This is a genomic window from Hymenobacter yonginensis, from assembly GCF_027625995.1.
Lineage (GTDB): Bacteria > Bacteroidota > Bacteroidia > Cytophagales > Hymenobacteraceae > Hymenobacter > Hymenobacter yonginensis.
In genome coordinates this window covers 2,776,562-2,793,834 of sequence record NZ_CP115396.1, presented here as the reverse complement: position 1 = coordinate 2,793,834, position 17,273 = coordinate 2,776,562, and the positions used below count along the sequence as shown (strand labels likewise).

Annotated in this window: 13 protein-coding genes; 4 read left to right on the top strand and 9 right to left on the bottom strand. The window is 61.6% G+C overall.

What is annotated here, in order from left to right:
• The first annotated feature begins 37 nt into the window (after nucleotides 1–37).
• The gene (locus O9Z63_RS12085; RefSeq protein ID WP_270125475.1) at nucleotides 38–2,596 is read left to right on the top strand and encodes a M14 family metallopeptidase; all 2,559 of its coding nucleotides are present in this window, start codon (nucleotides 38–40) and stop codon (nucleotides 2,594–2,596) included.
• Nucleotides 2,597–2,768: 172 nt separating this feature from the next.
• Here the strand turns inward: O9Z63_RS12085 and O9Z63_RS12080 are convergent, their stop codons facing one another.
• The 3 genes from O9Z63_RS12080 to O9Z63_RS12070 all read right to left on the bottom strand — a co-directional run bounded on the left by O9Z63_RS12080 (nucleotide 2,769) and on the right by O9Z63_RS12070 (nucleotide 5,286).
• Nucleotides 2,769–3,086 carry a hypothetical protein gene (locus O9Z63_RS12080; RefSeq protein ID WP_270125473.1) on the bottom strand — a complete coding sequence of 106 codons (318 nt, stop codon included), beginning with the start codon at nucleotides 3,084–3,086 and terminating at the stop codon, nucleotides 2,769–2,771.
• A gap of 124 nt (nucleotides 3,087–3,210) precedes the next feature.
• Nucleotides 3,211–4,449, bottom strand: coding sequence for an S-adenosylmethionine:tRNA ribosyltransferase-isomerase (locus tag O9Z63_RS12075; protein ID WP_270125472.1), 1,239 nt, complete (start codon nucleotides 4,447–4,449; stop codon nucleotides 3,211–3,213).
• A 51-nt stretch (nucleotides 4,450–4,500) separates the two neighbouring features.
• Complete coding sequence (locus O9Z63_RS12070) at nucleotides 4,501–5,286, bottom strand: class I SAM-dependent methyltransferase (protein WP_270125471.1); 786 nt, start codon at nucleotides 5,284–5,286, stop codon at nucleotides 4,501–4,503.
• 195 nt (nucleotides 5,287–5,481) lie between these two features.
• Between O9Z63_RS12070 and O9Z63_RS12065 the strand changes: the two genes are divergently transcribed.
• Together O9Z63_RS12065 and O9Z63_RS12060 are read left to right on the top strand one after the other, a co-directional pair.
• The gene (locus O9Z63_RS12065; protein ID WP_270125470.1) at nucleotides 5,482–6,066 is read left to right on the top strand and encodes a hypothetical protein; all 585 of its coding nucleotides are present in this window, start codon (nucleotides 5,482–5,484) and stop codon (nucleotides 6,064–6,066) included.
• 153 nt (nucleotides 6,067–6,219) lie between these two features.
• Nucleotides 6,220–6,816, top strand: coding sequence for a hypothetical protein (locus tag O9Z63_RS12060; RefSeq protein ID WP_270125469.1), 597 nt, complete (start codon nucleotides 6,220–6,222; stop codon nucleotides 6,814–6,816).
• A gap of 17 nt (nucleotides 6,817–6,833) precedes the next feature.
• Here the strand turns inward: O9Z63_RS12060 and priA are convergent, their stop codons facing one another.
• From priA to rpsF, 6 genes are all read right to left on the bottom strand, one after another.
• A complete protein-coding gene (gene priA / locus O9Z63_RS12055; protein WP_270125468.1) occupies nucleotides 6,834–9,383 on the bottom strand; it encodes a replication restart helicase PriA in 2,550 nt (849 codons plus the stop codon).
• A 69-nt stretch (nucleotides 9,384–9,452) separates the two neighbouring features.
• A complete protein-coding gene (locus O9Z63_RS12050) occupies nucleotides 9,453–11,483 on the bottom strand; it encodes a thioredoxin domain-containing protein (protein WP_270125467.1) in 2,031 nt (676 codons plus the stop codon).
• A gap of 65 nt (nucleotides 11,484–11,548) precedes the next feature.
• Nucleotides 11,549–14,065 (bottom strand): GSCFA domain-containing protein, encoded by a 2,517-nt coding sequence (locus O9Z63_RS12045; protein ID WP_270125466.1) that lies wholly within the window; start codon nucleotides 14,063–14,065, stop codon nucleotides 11,549–11,551.
• A 177-nt stretch (nucleotides 14,066–14,242) separates the two neighbouring features.
• Entirely contained in the window at nucleotides 14,243–14,686 is a 444-nt protein-coding gene (gene rplI / locus O9Z63_RS12040) for a 50S ribosomal protein L9 (RefSeq protein WP_044016618.1), read from the bottom strand.
• 95 nt (nucleotides 14,687–14,781) lie between these two features.
• Nucleotides 14,782–15,033: a 30S ribosomal protein S18 gene (gene rpsR / locus O9Z63_RS12035; RefSeq protein ID WP_022822548.1), complete on the bottom strand. Its 252-nt coding sequence runs from the start codon at nucleotides 15,031–15,033 to the stop codon at nucleotides 14,782–14,784.
• A 10-nt stretch (nucleotides 15,034–15,043) separates the two neighbouring features.
• A complete protein-coding gene (gene rpsF, locus O9Z63_RS12030; protein ID WP_044016622.1) occupies nucleotides 15,044–15,418 on the bottom strand; it encodes a 30S ribosomal protein S6 in 375 nt (124 codons plus the stop codon).
• A gap of 360 nt (nucleotides 15,419–15,778) precedes the next feature.
• On the opposite strand from rpsF, the gene O9Z63_RS12025 reads away from it, so the two are divergent.
• Complete coding sequence (locus O9Z63_RS12025; protein ID WP_270125464.1) at nucleotides 15,779–17,125, top strand: c-type cytochrome; 1,347 nt, start codon at nucleotides 15,779–15,781, stop codon at nucleotides 17,123–17,125.
• Nucleotides 17,126–17,273: the final 148 nt, after the last annotated feature.

The window sequence follows — 17,273 nt, the reverse complement described above, 5'->3', positions numbered from 1 at the left end:
GAGAGAAGTGTACTGCCTCCCCCGTAGGCTTACCGCTATGCTGGCCTGTGGGCTGGCGCTGCTGGGTGGCCCGGCCGCGCTGCCGGCCCACGCCCAGACCACCCCCGCCACCTCTTCCGAAACCGGCGCGCTGCTCACGCCCGCGCAGTTTCTGGGCTATGAGCTGGGTGCCCGCTTCACGCCGCACGCCACGCTGCTGCGCTACGTAGAGCACGTGGCCGCCCACTCCACCGGCCGTATGCGCGTGCAGCCCTACGGCAGCACCTACGAAAACCGCCCGCTGGAAGTGGTGCAGGTCGGAACGCCCGAGAACCTAGCCCGCCTCGACGATATCCGCCAGAATAACCTGCGCCTGGCCGGCCTGCAGTCCGGCACCGCCCGTACCGAAGCTCCGGCCGTGGTGTGGCTCAGCTACAACATCCACGGCAACGAGGCTGTGTCGTCGGAGGCCGTGATGCAGGTGCTGTATGACCTGGCCAACCCCCAGAACGAGCAGACCCGTGAGTACCTGCAGCATACCGTGCTGCTGATTGACCCCTGCGTGAACCCCGACGGCCACGAGCGGTATGCGCAGTGGTACAACCGCGTGCGGGCCCAGTCGCCGAATGCCTCGCCCTACGCCTGGGAGCACCATGAGCCCTGGCCTGGTGGCCGCTACAACCACTACTACTTCGACCTGAACCGCGACTGGGCCTGGCAGACCCAGCAGGAGAGCCGCCAGCGTGTCACGCTCTACAACCAGTGGCTGCCCCAGGTGCACGCCGATTTCCACGAAATGGGCCCCGACGACCCGTACTACTTCTCGCCGGCCGCCAAGCCCTACCACGAGGATATTACCGACTTCCAGCGCAAGTTTCAGGGCATTATCGGGGACTACAACCGCACGGTGTTCGACAAAAACAACTGGCTCTACTTCACCCGCGAAACCTACGACCTGTTCTACCCCAGCTACGGCGACACCTACCCGTCGTTCAACGGCGCCATCGGCATGACCTACGAGCAGGGCGGCTCGGGCCGCGCCGGCGTGCGCTACGCCAAGGCCGACGGCGACACGCTCACGCTGGCCCAGCGCATCAGCCACCACCACGCGGCCAGCCTGGCTACTATCCGGGCCGCCTCGGAGCGCCAGCCCGAACTCATCCGGGAGTTCAAGAAGTACTTCGATGATGCCCGTACCAAGCCGCGCGGTACCTACAAGACGTTCGTGGTGGCCGGAGCCGGCGACCCGGGCCAGCTCAAGGCCTTCACGCAGTACCTGGAGCGCCAGCAGATTCAGTACGGCTACGCGCCGCGCCGCCAGCGCACCCGCGGCTTCAACTACTTCAGCGGCAAAGAGGAAAACGTGCAGGTAGAAGCTCAGGACGTGGTAGTAAGCATGTTCCAGCCGAAGTCTACGCTGGTGAAAGTGCTGTTTGAGCCCCGCCCGGCCCTAGAAGACTCCCTGACCTACGACATCACCGCCTGGGCGCTGCCGTATTCGTTCGGCCTGAAATCGTACGCCCTGAAAGACCGGATTGCCACCGACGGCAAGGCCCCCAGCAAAGCCACGCTCAACAACTCGGCTGCTACCGGGCAGCCCTACGCTTACGTGGCGCGCTGGAACAACCTGCAGGACGTGCGCTTCCTAAGCCGCCTGTTGCAGCAGAAAGTGAAAGTGCGCGTGGCGGGCCGGGCCTTTGAGGCAGAAGGCCAGAAGTACCAGCCCGGCACCTTGGTCATCACCCGCACTGGCAACGAAACCATGGGCGCGAAATTCGACCAACTGGTGCGCGCCCAGGCCGATTCGTCGGGCGTGATGTTGCAGGCCGTGAAATCGGGTTTCTCGACCTCCGGGGCCGACCTGGGCTCAGGCTACGTGCGCAACGTGGCGCGGCCCAACGTGGCCGTAGTGGCCGGCGAAGGCGTGTCGTCGACGGCGTTTGGGGAGGTGTGGCACTTCTTTGAGCAGCAGATTGGCTACCCCGTCACGGTGCTGGGCTCCGACTATCTGCGCTCGGTGCCGTTGGCCAAGTTCGACGTGCTGATTCTGCCCGATGGCGACTATTCCGACATCTACAGCGAGCGGCAGCTGGAAGCCCTCAAAACGTGGGTGCGCGGCGGTGGCCGCCTCATTGCTATGGAAGGCGCCTCGGCGTTTCTGGCTGGCAAAAAAGACTTCCTGCTGCGCACAAAGCCCGCCGATAGCTCGGCCACCAAGAAAACCAATCCCTACCGCCTGCTCAAGCCCTACGCTAACGCCGAGCGTGAGCAGATCGGGCAGCGCGTGCAGGGCAGCGTCTACCGCGTGCAGCTCGACAACACGCACCCGCTGGCCTTCGGTTACGGCGACACCTACTTCGCCCTCGTGCGCGACACGCTCAACTACCGCTTCCTCGGCGAAGGCGGCTGGAACGTGGGCGTGCTCAAGCGCGACAACTATGCTGCCGGTTTCGCCGGCCGCCAGGCCCGCCGCAAGCTCACCGATACGTTCGTGTTCGGCGCCCAGGACATGGGCCGCGGCCAGGTCATCTACATGGCCGACAACCCGCTGTTCCGGGGCTTCTGGCAGGGCGGCAAGCTGCTGTTCGGCAACGCCCTGTTCTTCGTGGGCCAATAGCATCACGGATTTTTGCGGATTAGTCGGAGTTCACGGATTTCGTGGACGGCGCGGGCGAATTTCGCTGCCGCTTGACAACAAAAAGGGCTTGCCATCTGGCAAGCCCTTTTTCTGTAATCTACCTCAGCCGGATTGTCTGGAAAAGCCCAGGCTTTCCGGCTGAATCCGGGAGTTAGTCAACGATATCCTCGGCTTTGTTTTTCACGGCTTTGGCGCCTTTCTTGATGCCACGGCCGGCTTTTTTAGCGCCTTTTTCTACGGTACGGCCGGTTTTCTTGCCAGCGTACTTTACGTCTTCTTTAGTGTTGTAGGCCTTCTGGCCAGCTTCCGTGCGGCCGGTGCGGGTTTCGGTTTTCACCGTACCGTTGTCGCGCACAGTGGTTTCGGCTTTAGCACCGGTAGCTTCGTCACGCACAACTACTTTGTCGCCTTGGGCGAAAGCGGCAGTGGAAAAGGTAGCTGCAGCAAGCAGCATGAGCATCTTTTTCATGATTTCTGATTTTAGGAGAGGTTTTAGGTAAACCTGAGCCCTTATACGGCGCTCCTGAAATAGGTTGCTGATGCGGCTACAAATGCGGTTTTCAACCCGGCAAAAGCACAATTACCTCCCTTGGCTACGGCAGCAACAACGAACTGTCGCCGTAGCTCAGGAAACGGTAGCCGTTGGCCAGCGCGTGGTCGTAGACGCGGCGCCAGTCGGGGCCGAGCAGGGCGGCTACTAGCAGCAGGAGCGTGCTTTCGGGCTGATGGAAGTTGGTAACCAGCCCCTGAATCAGGCGGAAGCGGTAGCCGGGCGCGATGAGCAGCTGGGTGGTGGCGTGCAGTGCGTCCTGCTGCTGCGTGTCAAGGTGGTGCAGCAGGGCCTGCAGGGCGGCGGCCGTGGGCAGGTCGGAGCCGGGCTCGTAGGGCTGCCACTGGCTTACGTGGGGCGTGCTGTCGGTCGGGAGCAGGCCCTGCGCGGCCTGTACGCCCAGCCAGTATAGGCTTTCCAGCGTGCGCAGGCTGGTGGTGCCCACGGCAATAATCGGGTGCGGGGCGTGGTGCAGCAGCTGCTCCAGCACCACCCGGCTCACGCTGATGGGTTCGCCGTGCATGGCGTGGCCGTCCATGCGGTCGGCTTTCACAGGCTGGAAGGTGCCGGCGCCCACGTGCAGCGTTACGCGGGCCTGCTGGTGGCCGCGTTCGGCCAATTCGGCCAGTACGGCCTCGGAGAAGTGCAGGCCGGCCGTGGGGGCCGCTACGGCGCCTTCGTGGGCGGCATACACGGTCTGGTAGCGCACGGCATCCACGGCGGTATCGTCGCGGTTGAGGTAAGGGGGGAGGGGCAGGTGGCCGGCCCCGCGCAGCACTTCGGCAAACGGTAGCGTGGCCGGCTCCCAGCTAAAACGGATCAGCGAGTAGCCTTCGGCAGTGGCTTCCAGCCGCTCGGCCGTGAGGGTGGCGGGCTCGCCCAGCGCCTCAAAGTCCAACAGTACCGGCCCGGTTTTCCAGCGCTTGCCATTCCCAACCAAGCATTTCCAGACGCAGCTGCCGGTTTGCTGCATGGCCGGCTCCAAAGCCCGGTGCGGCGCTACCGGCTCCAAGCAAAACAGCTCGATCTGGCCGCCGGTGGGCTTGTGGCAGAACAGGCGCGCCCGCACCACTTTAGTGTCATTGAAAACCAGCAGCGAATCGGCCGGCAACACGGCCGGCAGCTCGTGAAACGTGCGGTCCTCAATGGCGCCTTGGCGGCTCAGCAGCAGCCGCGACTGGTCGCGCTGGGCCAGGGGCTCGGGCGCGATACGCTCGGGCGGGAGCTGGTAGGTGAAGTCGTGGATGGAAAGCTGGCGCGGGTCGGGCAGGGAACTGGACATGGGCGCAAAGGTAGCCCGGGGCCGTTATTGCGCCTATATTCCGGCCAGATCTTACTTGGCGCGCCGGAAAATCAGCAGGTGCTGCTGCGGCAGCGTCTGGCGGTTTTCCACAAACTCCAGGCCGGCGGCCTCCACTTCCTTACGCGCCTGGGCCTCGCTCATCTTGTGGATGCGCTTGATGGGCACGTTGGGATCTTCGGCGCGGTATTCCACCAGCGCCAGCCGCCCGCCCGGCCGCAGCGACTTGTAAATCGACTGCATCATTTCGCGCGGGTGGTCGAACTCGTGGTAGGCGTCCACAATCAGCACCAGATCCACGCCGGCGGCCGGCAGGTTGGGGTTTTGCACGGTGCCGAGCACGGGCTGCACGTTGGGCGCCTTGTTGCGGGCTTTGTTGTCGCGCAGGTACTCAATCATCTCCGGCTGAATATCCACGGCCAGCACCTTGCCCTTGCGTACCAGCGGGCTGATACGGAACGAAAAGTAGCCGGTGCCGGCTCCGATGTCGGCCACCACGTCGGTGGGCTTGAGCTGCAGCTCGCGCAGCAGAATATCGGTGCCTTCCTCTTCCTGCCGATCGTTGCGCTCCAGCCAGTCGGCTCCCTCGTGGCCCATCACGTGGGCAATCTGGCGGCCCTGGTAGTACTTGCCGATGCCGTTGGGATCCTGGGGGGCGCCCACCCGGTAGCCGGAGGTATCGGGGGCAGCCAATGGATTATCCTGCAGCCGGCGCTCGGCGCTTACAGCGGCAGCGCTTTCCATGGGCGTTTGGGTGCAGGCGGTCGGCAGCAGAAGGGCAGACAGCACAGCTGCCTGGAACAGGGGGTAAGGAGTCATACGCACAGGTGCAAATAAACTGTGTTCCGCTCAACATTCCAGCCGGCGGAAGCGTTCGGCAGCGTTTGGTATGCAACAAGTACCACACGGAAATCGGGGCTTAAATGGCTATACAACGCACTTTTTTTTCGCCGTGTTCTGATTTGTACCGTACAAAGTCCGTTCTTAACACTTTCACCAACCTTCCTACTTCTTATGAAGCACCTCTTCCAACACCTGCCCAAGCTGGCGGCCGTTGCCGCCATTGCCCTGAGTATGAGCAGCTGCAACCGCGCCGAGTACGCCATGCTGCCGAAGACCACGCCGTACCACGCTACCTACCATGGCACCACAAAGCCCGCTCCGGCTCCCGCTGTGGTTGTAGCTGATGAGACGCCTGCTCAGGCAGAGACTCCGGCTCCAGTAGTAGAAGAAAAAAGCACGGCTACTGCTGCTGTAGTAGCTCCCGCTGCTGCTTCGGTAGCTGCCGAGAAGCCTGCTACGGTAGCCAAAGCGGCACCAACTACGGCGGCTCCGCAGAAGCTGCGTCTGGCCGAGCGTGTGGCCCTCAACAAAGTGGCCAAGAAGCTCGACAAGTACGCCCCGAAGCTGCAGCTCAAGCAAAAGAGCGAAACGGCTGAAGCCAACGCCATCAGCGGCAACTTGCGCACTGGTCTGATTCTACTGATAGTAGGTGCTTTGATTACGATTCTGCCTGGTAGCATCTTCAGCCTGATTGGCGGTATCATCGCCATTATCGGTCTGATCTTCATCATCCTGTGGCTGTTGGATCAAGCGTAATACTTGCTTCAGTATGCACAAAAAAAAGCCCTTCCAATGTATTGGAAGGGCTTTTTTGCGTCTAGAGAGTAGCACATCTTCTGCAACATTACTGGCAACCTGGCTTTGCAGACTCAAATAACGCTTTCTTGCAGCGTGTTGCATCAAATCGTTATGAAAGGATATATCTCAATGGCGCTACTGAGTGCCGCAGTGTTGCTTGGAAGTTGCCAGAGTCAGCAGGCTTTCCTGTTCCGGCCGGCGTCAAGTACGTATACAGCCGCCGCTGAACCTGAGTTGCTGCAACCGACGGCGGAGTCTGCCGTTGTGCCGGAGCTGACGGCCGAATTGCCGACATCTGCGGTCCGCTACAACGCAGTCAGGCCCGCTCGCACGGTGCCGACTCCACTGTCAGAAGCAACCGCAACGGCGTTGGCGCTCGAACCCGTAACGCCAGCTAAGCTGCAACTCGCGCCGGATACCGCTCTGATACGGCCGGCCGCTGACATCCCACTTCGCAAGATCAAAGAAACTGACCTGTTTACGAAATTGGTGCGGGTAGTGGGTGTGCTCGTGCTTCTAGCCGCAATTGCGCTGTTCATCACTGCCTTTACCACTACTTCAACTGGCTGGACCGCTTTTGCCTTTTTGCTGTATGGGAGTACTGCGCTCTTAATGAGCATTCCGTTCTTTCTTTTCAGGGGCAAGGATAGCCCACGCCGGCAGGAGCTGGAACGGCGCCGCGCTGCCCGCAAAGCTGCGGCCGGCTAAAAGCGCAGTGGCTCCCGCTACATCGGGTCTACGTCGGCCACAAAGCGGGCCTGCTTGTAGTCCTTCTGGTCGCGGATCAGGTTGATGGCGTCCAGGATGTCGGCTTTAGCGGCCCGGAGCACGGTATGTTCGCGGCTGAGCTTGATGGTGATTTCCTGCAGGTAGAAGTTGCGAATGCGGAAGATGTAGGGTGCCTCGGGCCCCAGCACGGCCTCGCGGCCCAGGCGCTCTACCAACTCGCCGGTGAGCAGGATGGCGGCCCGCTCGCACAGCAACTGGTCCATGTGCTTTACCGTGAGCCGGATGATGCGCATGAACGGTGGGTAGCCATGCTCGCGCCGCTGCAGGATTTCGTACTCGTAGAACTCCAGGTAGTCGTTGCGGATCACCTTTTCGAAAATCACCTGCTGCGGGTCGGCGGTCTGGATGATGACCTTGCCCTTTTTGCCCTTGCGGCCGGCGCGCCCGCTCACCTGCACAAACATCTGGAAGGCCCGCTCGTGCGCCCGGAAATCGGGGTAGTGAATGATGCTGTCGGCGTTGATGATGCCCACTAGGCTCACGTTGGCGAAATCGAGGCCTTTCGTGACCATCTGAGTGCCCACCAGCACGTTGGTGGCCTGCTGCTCGAAGTCGGAAATGATCTGCTGGTAGGAGTTTTTGGCGCGTGTCGTATCGAGGTCCATGCGCTGCACGTTGGCCTGGGGCAGCATCACCTTCAGGTCGTCCTCAATCTTCTCGGTGCCAAAGCCCACGGTTTTGATGTTGCGCGAGCCGCAGGCCGGGCACTGTACTGGCATTCGGTCGTGGTGGCCGCAGTAGTGGCAGCGCAGCTCGTGGGCCTGCTTGTGGTAGCTGAGGCTCACGGCGCAGTTAGTGCACTTCGGAATCCAACCGCAGTCCAGGCAGTTTATGAAAGGGGCGTAGCCGCGGCGGTTCTGGAACAGAATCACCTGCTCTTTCTGGGCCAGCTTGCTTTCCATTTCCGCCATCAGCTCGGGCGTGAAGTGGTTGAGCAGGGTTTTGGCTTCACGGGCCTTGCGGGTGTCTACCAGTTCAATTTCGGGCAGGCCGGCCTCGCCGTAGCGCTTGGTGAGGCTCACGAGGCCGTAGCGGCCGGTGCGGGTCTGGTAGTAGGTTTCCACCGACGGCGTAGCCGAGCCCAGCAGGGTTTTGGCGCCCTGGAAGTTGGCCATCATCAAAGCCACCTCGCGGGCGTTGTAACGCGGGGCGGGGTCGTACTGCTTGTAGCTGCTTTCGTGCTCCTCGTCCACAATCAGCAGCGCCAGGTTGTCGAAGGGCAGGAACACCGAGGAGCGCACGCCCACCACCACCTGGAAGCGGCCCGATAGTACGCCGTTCCACACTTCCACCCGCTCGTTGTCGGAGAACTTGGAGTGGTACACGCCCAGCCGCGAGCCGAACACGCGCATCAGGCGGGTCACAATCTGGGCCGTGAGGGCAATTTCGGGCAGTAGGTACAGCACCTGCCCGCCGCCGTCCAGCGCCTGCCGGATCAGCTCGATGTAGATTTCGGTTTTGCCCGCGCCCGTCACGCCGTGCAGCAGCACAATGTCCTTTGTATTGAACTGGTCGAGAATGTCGTCGTGGGCGGCCTGCTGGGTTTCGCTAAGGCGGAAGTGCATGTTGGCTTCCGTGGCATCATCCAAGGGAAACCGCGACACGATGACGTCGAACTGCTCCAGCACGCCGTTTTTGATGAGCGTATTGACCGCCGACGGCGACAGGTGCGGCGCCGACGACAGGTAGGCCTTCTCGATGCCGTTGTGGTTGGCGTGCTCGTTCTGATACACGGGCACCTTCTGCAGGTAGCGCATCAGTACATCCAACTGCTTGGCGCGGCTGGCCAGCTGCGCAAACAGGCCTTCCAGCGCTGCCTCGGCCACGTAGTGGTGGGCCAGCCGCACCTTCTTCACCACTTTCGGCGAGTATTTATCGGCCAGATGCTCAAACAGGAAGATGGTTTCCTTGTGCATCAGACTCTTGATAACCTTGTGGAAGGACGCAATGCCCAGCACGTCGCCCACCTCCGTAAAGGTCATCGACTTGCCTTCCTCGCCGTCCAGCAGGGCTGCCACCACTTTCTGCTCCTGCTCACTGAGCGGGTAGCGGTCGGCCTCGTCGGTGTTCAGCCACACCGGATGCAGCTGCACGCGGCTCTCGGAGTTGAGCTTGAGGGCGGCCGGCAGTGCGGCGTTTATCACCTCGCCCAGGGTGCAGAGGTAGTAGTCGGCCATCCAGCGGAACAGCTTGAGCTGCGGCTGGGTCACGACGGGCGTTTCGTCGATGAACTCCAGGATGTACTTGGCCTGGTAGTCTTTGGGCGGTGTTTCGTGCACGGCCGCCACAATGCAGCTCAGGGTGCGCTTGGCCCCAAACTGCACAATCACGCGCCCGCCAATCACGACCTGGTCGTTCAGCTCGAAGGGCACGCGGTAGGTATAGAGCTTGGGCAGCGGCAGCGGCAGAATCACGTCGGCGAAGAGCGTAACCCGGTCGGCGGCCGGCTCCGGCTGCGGCTGAACAAAGTCGAACGTAAGGCTCAAAGGAAAATCAGTCAGAAAGCGAAAGGTAAAGATACACGCTGGCCCGGCGCGGTGCTGCAGAAGTTCACGTTAGAGCTGCGTCAGAGCCTCCGCCACGGTGTGCACCGGCCGCTGGCAGGCGTGGTGGTGGCAGACATAGAGCGTAGTGCGCCCCTGCAAGGCCGTGCGGCCCGTCAGCAACGGCAGCTCAGAGTTGCCTTCCGTGGCGCCTGCCACTACCACGTTGGGCAAAAAGTGCCGGCCCAGCTCCTGCCGGTACGCCTCCGCCTCTGGCCCGACGATGGTAATTTCGGCGGTGGGGCGCAGCAGCGTGGTGTACAGGGCGGCCCAGTTGGCAGTGGCCTGGGGCTGCTGCACCACCAGCGCCTGCACGTGGCGCAGCATGGCGGCGGCCAGCTCCACGTACTGCGTATTGCCGAGGTGCAGCCCCAGCCGGTGCAGGTTGTGCGCCATCACGGAGTTGGAAGAAGGCAGGACGTTGTCGAGTAGTTCCTTTTTGCGGGCTATCAACTGCTCACTGGTGTCGTCGGTATAGAAGAACAGGTCTTCAGCGGGGTCGAAGAAATGCGTGAGCGTGTATTGGGTCAGCCGGTTGGCTTCGTGTAGCCAGCTTTCCTGGAAAGTGGCTTCGTAGAGGCTGATGTAGGCCTGAATCAGGAAAGCATAGTCGTCGAGGAAGCCGACGATGGTGGCGCGGCCCCGCTGGTAGCTGTGCCACAGGCCCGGGCCCCGGCGCAGGTGGGCCTGCAGGAAATGGGCGTTGCGCAGGGCCAGCGCCAGAAACTCAGGCTCTGCGAAGGCCCGGTAGGCATCGAGCAGACCCTGCAGCAGCAGCGCGTTCCAACTGGTCAGGACTTTGTCGTCGAGGGTGGGGCGGGGGCGCTGGGTGCGGGCCGCCAGCAGCTTTTGCTTCCAGTTCTGCACCAGCTCGGCCAGCACGGCCGGCTGCAGCTGATGCGCTTCGGCAAAGGCCTCCGGGGTCTGGCGGCGGTGCAGAATGTTGCGGCCATGCTCCCAGTTGCCGGTTGCCGTGCAGCTGTAGTAGGCTGAGGCCAGCGGCTGCTCAGCGCCCAGAATGTCCTGCAGCTCCTGCTTGGTGAAAACATAGAACCGGCCTTCCTCGCCCTCGCTGTCGGCATCCAGTGAAGCGTAGAAGCCGCCTTCGGGGCTGGTCAGTTCCCGTTGCACAAAGGCCACCGTATCGTACACCACTTCGCGCAGCAGCTCGTTGGGCTGCAGCTGGTAGGCTTCGGCATAGAGGCTGAGGAGCTGCCCGTTGTCGTAGAGCATCTTCTCGAAATGCGGCACCAGCCAGTTTTCGTCCACTGCGTAACGCGCAAAGCCGCCCCCAATCTGGTCGTAGATGCCGCCCCAGGCTATGTGGCGTACCGTGCGGATGGTGTGGGCCAGCAGTGCCGTGTCGGGGAGGATGCGGCTGGCGCGCAGCAGCAGGCGCCACACGCCGGGCAGCGGAAATTTGGGCGCCCCGCGCATCCCGCCCGCGTCCAGATCAAACCGGGCGGCCAACTGGTCCAGCGCCTCCGCCAGCTGCGCCTCCGACAGGCCTTCCGCGGAAGCGGAAATGCGGTATCTCTCCAGCTCACTGGTTTGCAGCGCCCGGGCAACCTGTTCGGCGGAAGCCTCCAGCTCTTGGTGGTCGGCGTTTTGGTAGGCTTCGCCGATGCTGGTGAGCAGCTCCGCCCAGCTGCTGGGCGCGAAGTAGGTGCCGCCATAGAACGGCTTGGCTTCCGGGGTCAGGAACACGTTCAGCGGCCAGCCGCCCTGCACACCCATGGCCTGCAAGGCCTCCAGATACACTTGGTCCACATCGGGCCGCTCTTCCCGGTCGACCTTGATGCACACGAAATGCGCGTTCATCAGAGCCGCCACCTGAGCGTTTTCAAACGACTCCCGCTCCATCACGTGGCACCAGTGGCAGGCGGCGTACCCGATGCTCACCACAATGGGCTTCTGCTCGGCGCGGGCCCGCTGCAGCGCCTCCTCGCCCCACGGGTACCAATCGACGGGGTTGTGCGCGTGCTGGAGCAGATAGGGGCTGGTTTCCTGGGCCAGACGATTGGGAGCGGCAGCGGACGACATGAGCAGGAGAGGAGGTGAAAAAACAAAACCCGGCCGCTGGGGGCCGGGTTTCGAATTATAAAGGATTAAGCGTTTTCCGGCGGAGTATCCGGTTTGGCAGGCTTCTTACGCGGTGGCCGGGCGGGCTTGTCGGCCGGTGCCGGTTTAGCGGCCGGGGCTGCTTTCTTCGCTGGGGCAGCCTTCTTCGTAGCCGGGGCTTTCGGGGCCGTAGGCTTCTTGGCGGCTGCCTGCCGAGCTGGTTTAGCTGGCTTCAGGGCCGGGGCTGTTGGCGCCACGGCTGCTTCCGTCACTGGTTCGGGAGCCTGCGGGGCGGCCGGGGCCGGCTTGGCCTTGCGTGGTGGCCGGACCGCTTTGGGCTTAGTGGCTGATGGAGCGGCGGGTTCCGGGGTTGCTGGTGCTTCCGCAGTAGCTTCCTGAACAGGAGCTGCGGCTGCGACCGAAACGTCTGGTGCCGGTACGGCGGCAGGAGTGACTTTGGCTTTGCGAGCTGGCGCCCGGCGTGCCTTGGGCACTGCTGTTGTGGCTGCAGGAGCGCTGCTGGCTGCTTCTGCGGCAGGCGCAGGCGTCCGTACGGGTTCCGGTGCTTCTGGTGCCACAGGCGCTGCCACAGTTGGTGAGAGGGTAGGAGTGGGAACAGTAGCAGGGCGGGCACTGAGAGTCGCCTTGCCGGATTCCGTCAGGCGGCCGGAAGCACCGGTGCCGACCGTTAACGGAATGGCGGGCGCAGCTTTGGGCGCTGTTTCTGGCGCAGGAACTGATGCAGCAGGCTCCGGGCTTTCCGGTGCCGGCTCGCCGGCGTACAGTGGCTTCTGATGCGCGCCGCTCCGATGTGGCTTGCGCAGTGCATCGGCGCGCTTTTCGCTGGCCGAGCGGCCCGTGCGCGCCGGACGTTGCGCGGCATCAGCTTCCTCAGGCTCCTGGTCTGTAGCGGGTGCCGTGGCTTCAGGCTGCTGGATGGCTGGCTGCTCCTGGGGCAGGGCCGCACTGGTAAGGGCTGGCTCAGTGCTGGCTGGCTCATTTGCGGCGGCCGGAAGCAACTCCTCTGGAGCGTCCACGGTCACCATGGCCTCGGCATTGTCGGTGGCCTGCGCGGCATTCTGGCCTCGGCCCCGTCCCCGGCGCGAGTTGCGTTTCCGCCGCTCGAGTGCCGTTTGCGGTGCCATTTCCGGGTCGGCCATAACCGATACTGCGGGGGCCGCGGGAAGTGGGGTAGGGGCTACTGCCTGCTCGGCCGGTAACGCACCGCCTTCGGCGGCGGCCAGCTCTGCGGCCAGGCGGGCAGCATGCTTCTTCTTGTTGCGTTTGGCGCCACCGCGGCTCCGGCGCTTTTTCTTCGGCGCAAGGGCATCCAGCACGTCGGCAGCATCCGACTCAGCCGTGGCGGCATCGTCGTCTTCAGCGTCCTCGTCGTCTTCAGTCAGCACATCCGGGGCAGCGGTATCGTCACCCCGAACAGACTCGAATTCCTCGAACTCCTCCACTTCTTCGGCCACCGCGGGCGCAGGTGCCGACGGCTGGGCTTTTGCTGGCGCAGCGTAGGCGCCAATGTCAATCCGCTCCTCGCCATCGTCTTCCAGCTCCGGCTCGGGCTTGGCCACGGGCAGAGGCAGATTCTGCAGCTGATGGCGCACTTCCAGCAGTTCCATCCGCACGTCGGCTTGCGAAGCCAGACGCTCCAGCTTGGCCAGCGTGCTTTCCAGGAACTGGCGGTGCTCCGGCGCGGCCACGTGCAGCGGACGGTGGCTGAGGGCCTGGCGCACAGCCTCCCATTCCTTGCGGAAGCGGCCGAAGCCCGCATCAAAGTAGGTGCGGGCAAACCGCTCCCAGATGTAGTCTTCCGCCACCTTCGACGGATGCAGCATGTCTTCCGCGTAGAAGCGGTAGTCGCGCAGATCGTCCAGCAGCAGCTCATAGGCCGGAAAGTACGATACGTCGGGCAGCAGCTCGCTCAGGTAGTGGCAGGCCACCCGCAGCACCGATTTACTTACGGCGTTCAGCGGCAGCGTATCCTTGGCGTGGCGCACCGGGCTTACCGTCAGCACAAAGCACAGCTTTGGATTGTGCAGCCGCAGGTAGGCATGCGTTTCCGCTACCGTATTGATGATTTCATCCGGCGTCAGAAGCTCTTTCTCAAACTTCTCGGCGGGCAGCTTGTGGCAGTTGCTCACCAACTCGCCGGTTTCCTTGTAGCGGTACACCCACGCCGAGCCCAGCGTCAGCACCACCACATCGGCGGTGGCCACAAATACGCCCGTGTCGCGCAGTAGCTGCTGGGTGTGCTGCAACAGCTCCACCGGCGAGTCGGCGCCGTGCGTGGCGTGCAGGTCGAGGCTCTGCCAGCGGCCGCGGGCCTCTACCACGTGCTGCTGCCAGTCCTGCTCTTCGCCCGCGGCGGCGCGCAGCAGGCGGCAGGCGGCCAGCGGATTGAAAACGGTGCCAAACGGGTTAACCAGCGTCGCCACCTTGTCGGCAGCGAGGCGCGAGCCAATGCTGTCGGAAAAGCAGGAGCCGATAGTCAGCACGCGCGCGGAGAGCGGCAGCTGCTGCGGGTGCGGAGTAAGCGGTAATTCAGTGCGAAACATTCCTAAAAGATACGGCCAAAACAAGCCAACGGACGGGCAACCTACTCAACATCGTGCGTTCAACCAAACACGCTGCTCCCGGAGCCATGTTCCTGCAGGGAAAGCAGGCAGTGCCGAAGCAGGTAAAAAAAAGGCCCGACTGTGCAAACAGCCGGGCCTTTCTTCAAGAGAATGAGCTTATTCAGCTACCACGTTGAAACGCACTTTGTGCTTCACTTCGCGGTGCAGGTCCACCGTAGCGGTGTACTCGCCTACCGAACCGGGCTCCTGGTCGAAGGAGAGGCGCTTGCGCTCTACGTCGATACCTTTAGCCTTCAGGGCGTCGGCCAGCTGCAGCGTGGTTACGCGGCCGAAGATTTTGCCGCTCTCACCTACTTTGGCTGGGATGTCCAGAACTACGTCACCGATTTTGTCGGCAATAGCCTGAGCGTCGCCTTTCACTTTGTCGGCTTTGTGAGCAGCCTGACGGATGTTTTCAGCAACGATTTTCTTGTTGGTCTTGTCGGCCAGGATAGCCAGACCCTGCGGGAGCAGGTAGTTGCGACCGAAGCCGGGCTTCACCGTTACGGTGTCGTTCTTGTAGCCCAGGCCCTTTACGTCGTCTTTCAGAATTACTTCCATGTCTTTATAGAGTTGTTAGTTGCTGGTTGCTGGTTGTTAGTCACTGTGCAGGCACAAGACCGTTAACTGACAACTGACAACTAAACACTGACAACTTATTTCAACGAGTCGGTTACGTAAGGCATCAGGGCGAGGTGGCGAGCCTTGGCCACAGCCTGAGCTACCTTGCGCTGGAACTTGAGGCTGGTGCCCGTGATACGGCGGGGCAGAATGCGGCCCTGCTCGTTCACAAACTTCAGCAGGAAGTTCGGATCCTTGTAATCAACATACTTGATGCCGTTCTTCTTGAAGCGGCAATACTTCTTGCGGGTATCCTGCTTGTGGATACGTTCGTTGGCGAGACTCATCTTCTTAGGCTTACTGGGCAACGGCTTCCGATTGTTTAGCTTTCTGCTGGTTCATTTCGCCCTTACGACGACGCTCGGCGTAGGCTACTGCGTTTTTGTCCAGCACGGTGGTGAGGAAGCGGATGATCCGCTCGTCACGACGGAACGCGAGTTCCAGCGTGTCCACAATGTTGCCCGAGCCAGTGAACTCCACGAGGAAGTAGTAGCCGGTGTTTTTCTTCTGAATTGGGTACGCCAGTTTCTTAAGGCCCCAAGCTTCAGTGTTGATGATGTCGGCGCTATTTTCCTTAAGCACCTGCGAGAACTTCTCGACCGTCTCTTGCACTTGGCTCTCGTTCAGAACGGGAGTCAGAATGAAGACCGTCTCGTAATTTCTTACTTCCATTACGACGGGGTGAAATATGATGTGAAAAAAATCAATGAGCCGGCAAAGATACGCTTTTTATCCTATTACCAGCACAGTCATTTCAGAATATACCTAGCGGGCCAGAAAAGCCTAATAGCTTATTTATCAGCAGGCAAACCTTATGCGTAGGCAGTAGTTAACAAAAGCAGAGAAGGAAAGCCCTGAGTAGCAAGCCTGCATCACCTATATAAAGAGGAATCAGAATTCCTTTTAGAATGCTTCCAGACAAGCTTCGCAGGGCGAAAATTAGCCCGAACGGGTTTGTTCTCTGGGTTTCCCGACCTACATTTGTGGCCTTGAAGCACCCCCCGCGTTTCTTTTTTCCAGTCAATTTGTGCTATGAATAGCATCCGACTTCGTCCCCTTTCCCGCCTCTTTCTCGCTCTTTTCCTGACGTTTGCTGCCGTAGGTAACTCTTCGGCGCAGGATGTTGGGTCGGCTCCGGCCGTGAGCAAAGAAGGTGTGGCACCCGGCGCTACGGCTGCCGCCACTCCCGCTACGGCGGCTGCTCCCGCTGCTGGCGGTGGCGATGCCGCTGCCATCGCCGCCGGCGATGCCCTCTTTAAAGGCAACTGCGCCCAGTGCCACGCCGTCAACGACGTGGTGGTAGGTCCCGCCTTGGCTGGCATCACCAAGCGCCGCCCCATCTCCTGGCTGATTCCCTGGATCAAGAACTCCAGCAAAGTAGTGGCCAGCGGCGACGAGTACGCCGTGAAAATCTACAACCAGTACCAGAAGCAGCAGATGCCCAGCTTCCAGCTGAGCGACACGGAGATTACCTCCATCATTGCTTACGTGACTTCGCAGGAAGGTCAGGGTGGTACCGATACTAAGCTCAAGCCAAATAGTGGTGACCAAGCTGCTGTTGACGGTACAGCGGCTGCCAACGGTGAAGCTGATGGTGGTGGTAAGTACATGGACATCCTGCTCATCGTATTGGTAGTGGTGCTGATTGTGCTGGTGGTAACGCTGGTTATCATTGCCAACATCATGAAGGACGTGCTCCGCGGCCGTAAAGACCTTGATGGTCGCGACGTGGAAGTGCTGGAGCAGCGCACCGACTGGAGCAAGCTCTACAAGTCGCCGGTGCTGCGTGGCATTGCTGGTGTAGTATTCGTACTGGCTATTCTCTACACTTCGGTACAAGGTGCTATGGGTGTGGGCCTGACCCAGGGCTACCAGCCTACCCAGCCAATTGCCTTCTCGCACAAGCTGCACGCCGGTGAAAACCAGATCAACTGCGCTTACTGCCACACCTCGGTGTACAAGAGCAAGTCGGCTAACATTCCTTCGGCCAACATCTGCATGAACTGCCACTCGCAGATCAAGACGGAGTCGCCCGAGATCAAGAAGATCTACCGTGCTATTGAGCGCAAGCAGCCTATCCAGTGGGTGCGCGTGCACAACCTGCCCGATCTGGCGTACTTCAACCACTCGCAGCACACGCAAGTGGGCGGCATCGAGTGCCAGACCTGCCACGGTCCAATCCAGAACATGGAAGTAGTGTACCAGTACTCGGCCCTTACCATGGGCTGGTGCATCAACTGCCACCGCGAAACTCCGCTCAACACGAAGGGCAACGGCTACTACAACAACCTGGTGAAGCTGCACGACAGCGCCAATGGTGCCGCTCCTTTCACGGTGTCGTCGAACGGCGGCACGGAGTGCTCGAAGTGCCACTACTAATCGCCTGACTGAATCCTGCGCCGCCGGAAAGCTTATCTTCCCGGCGGCGCAGGATTCTCCGCCGAAACGCCTTTAAAAAAAGCCTTCAACTTGCCGGCGGCGCCGACTCAGAAAACCCGGCCCGCGCCCGCAAGACCCTAAGTCCCCA

Excerpts from the sequence above, each read along its gene's own strand:
- O9Z63_RS12085 (WP_270125475.1), top strand. The coding sequence starts at position 38 with ATGCTGGCCTGTGGGCTGGCGCTGCTGGGTGGCCCGGCCGCGCTGCCG.
- O9Z63_RS12080 (WP_270125473.1), bottom strand. The coding sequence starts at position 3,086 with ATGAAAAAGATGCTCATGCTGCTTGCTGCAGCTACCTTTTCCACTGCC.
- O9Z63_RS12075 (WP_270125472.1), bottom strand. The coding sequence starts at position 4,449 with ATGTCCAGTTCCCTGCCCGACCCGCGCCAGCTTTCCATCCACGACTTC.
- O9Z63_RS12070 (WP_270125471.1), bottom strand. The coding sequence starts at position 5,286 with ATGACTCCTTACCCCCTGTTCCAGGCAGCTGTGCTGTCTGCCCTTCTG.
- O9Z63_RS12065 (WP_270125470.1), top strand. The coding sequence starts at position 5,482 with ATGAAGCACCTCTTCCAACACCTGCCCAAGCTGGCGGCCGTTGCCGCC.
- O9Z63_RS12060 (WP_270125469.1), top strand. The coding sequence starts at position 6,220 with ATGAAAGGATATATCTCAATGGCGCTACTGAGTGCCGCAGTGTTGCTT.
- O9Z63_RS12050 (WP_270125467.1), bottom strand. The coding sequence starts at position 11,483 with ATGTCGTCCGCTGCCGCTCCCAATCGTCTGGCCCAGGAAACCAGCCCC.
- O9Z63_RS12045 (WP_270125466.1), bottom strand. The coding sequence starts at position 14,065 with ATGTTTCGCACTGAATTACCGCTTACTCCGCACCCGCAGCAGCTGCCG.
- rplI (WP_044016618.1), bottom strand. The coding sequence starts at position 14,686 with ATGGAAGTAATTCTGAAAGACGACGTAAAGGGCCTGGGCTACAAGAAC.
- rpsR (WP_022822548.1), bottom strand. The coding sequence starts at position 15,033 with ATGAGTCTCGCCAACGAACGTATCCACAAGCAGGATACCCGCAAGAAG.
- rpsF (WP_044016622.1), bottom strand. The coding sequence starts at position 15,418 with ATGGAAGTAAGAAATTACGAGACGGTCTTCATTCTGACTCCCGTTCTG.
- O9Z63_RS12025 (WP_270125464.1), top strand. The coding sequence starts at position 15,779 with ATGAATAGCATCCGACTTCGTCCCCTTTCCCGCCTCTTTCTCGCTCTT.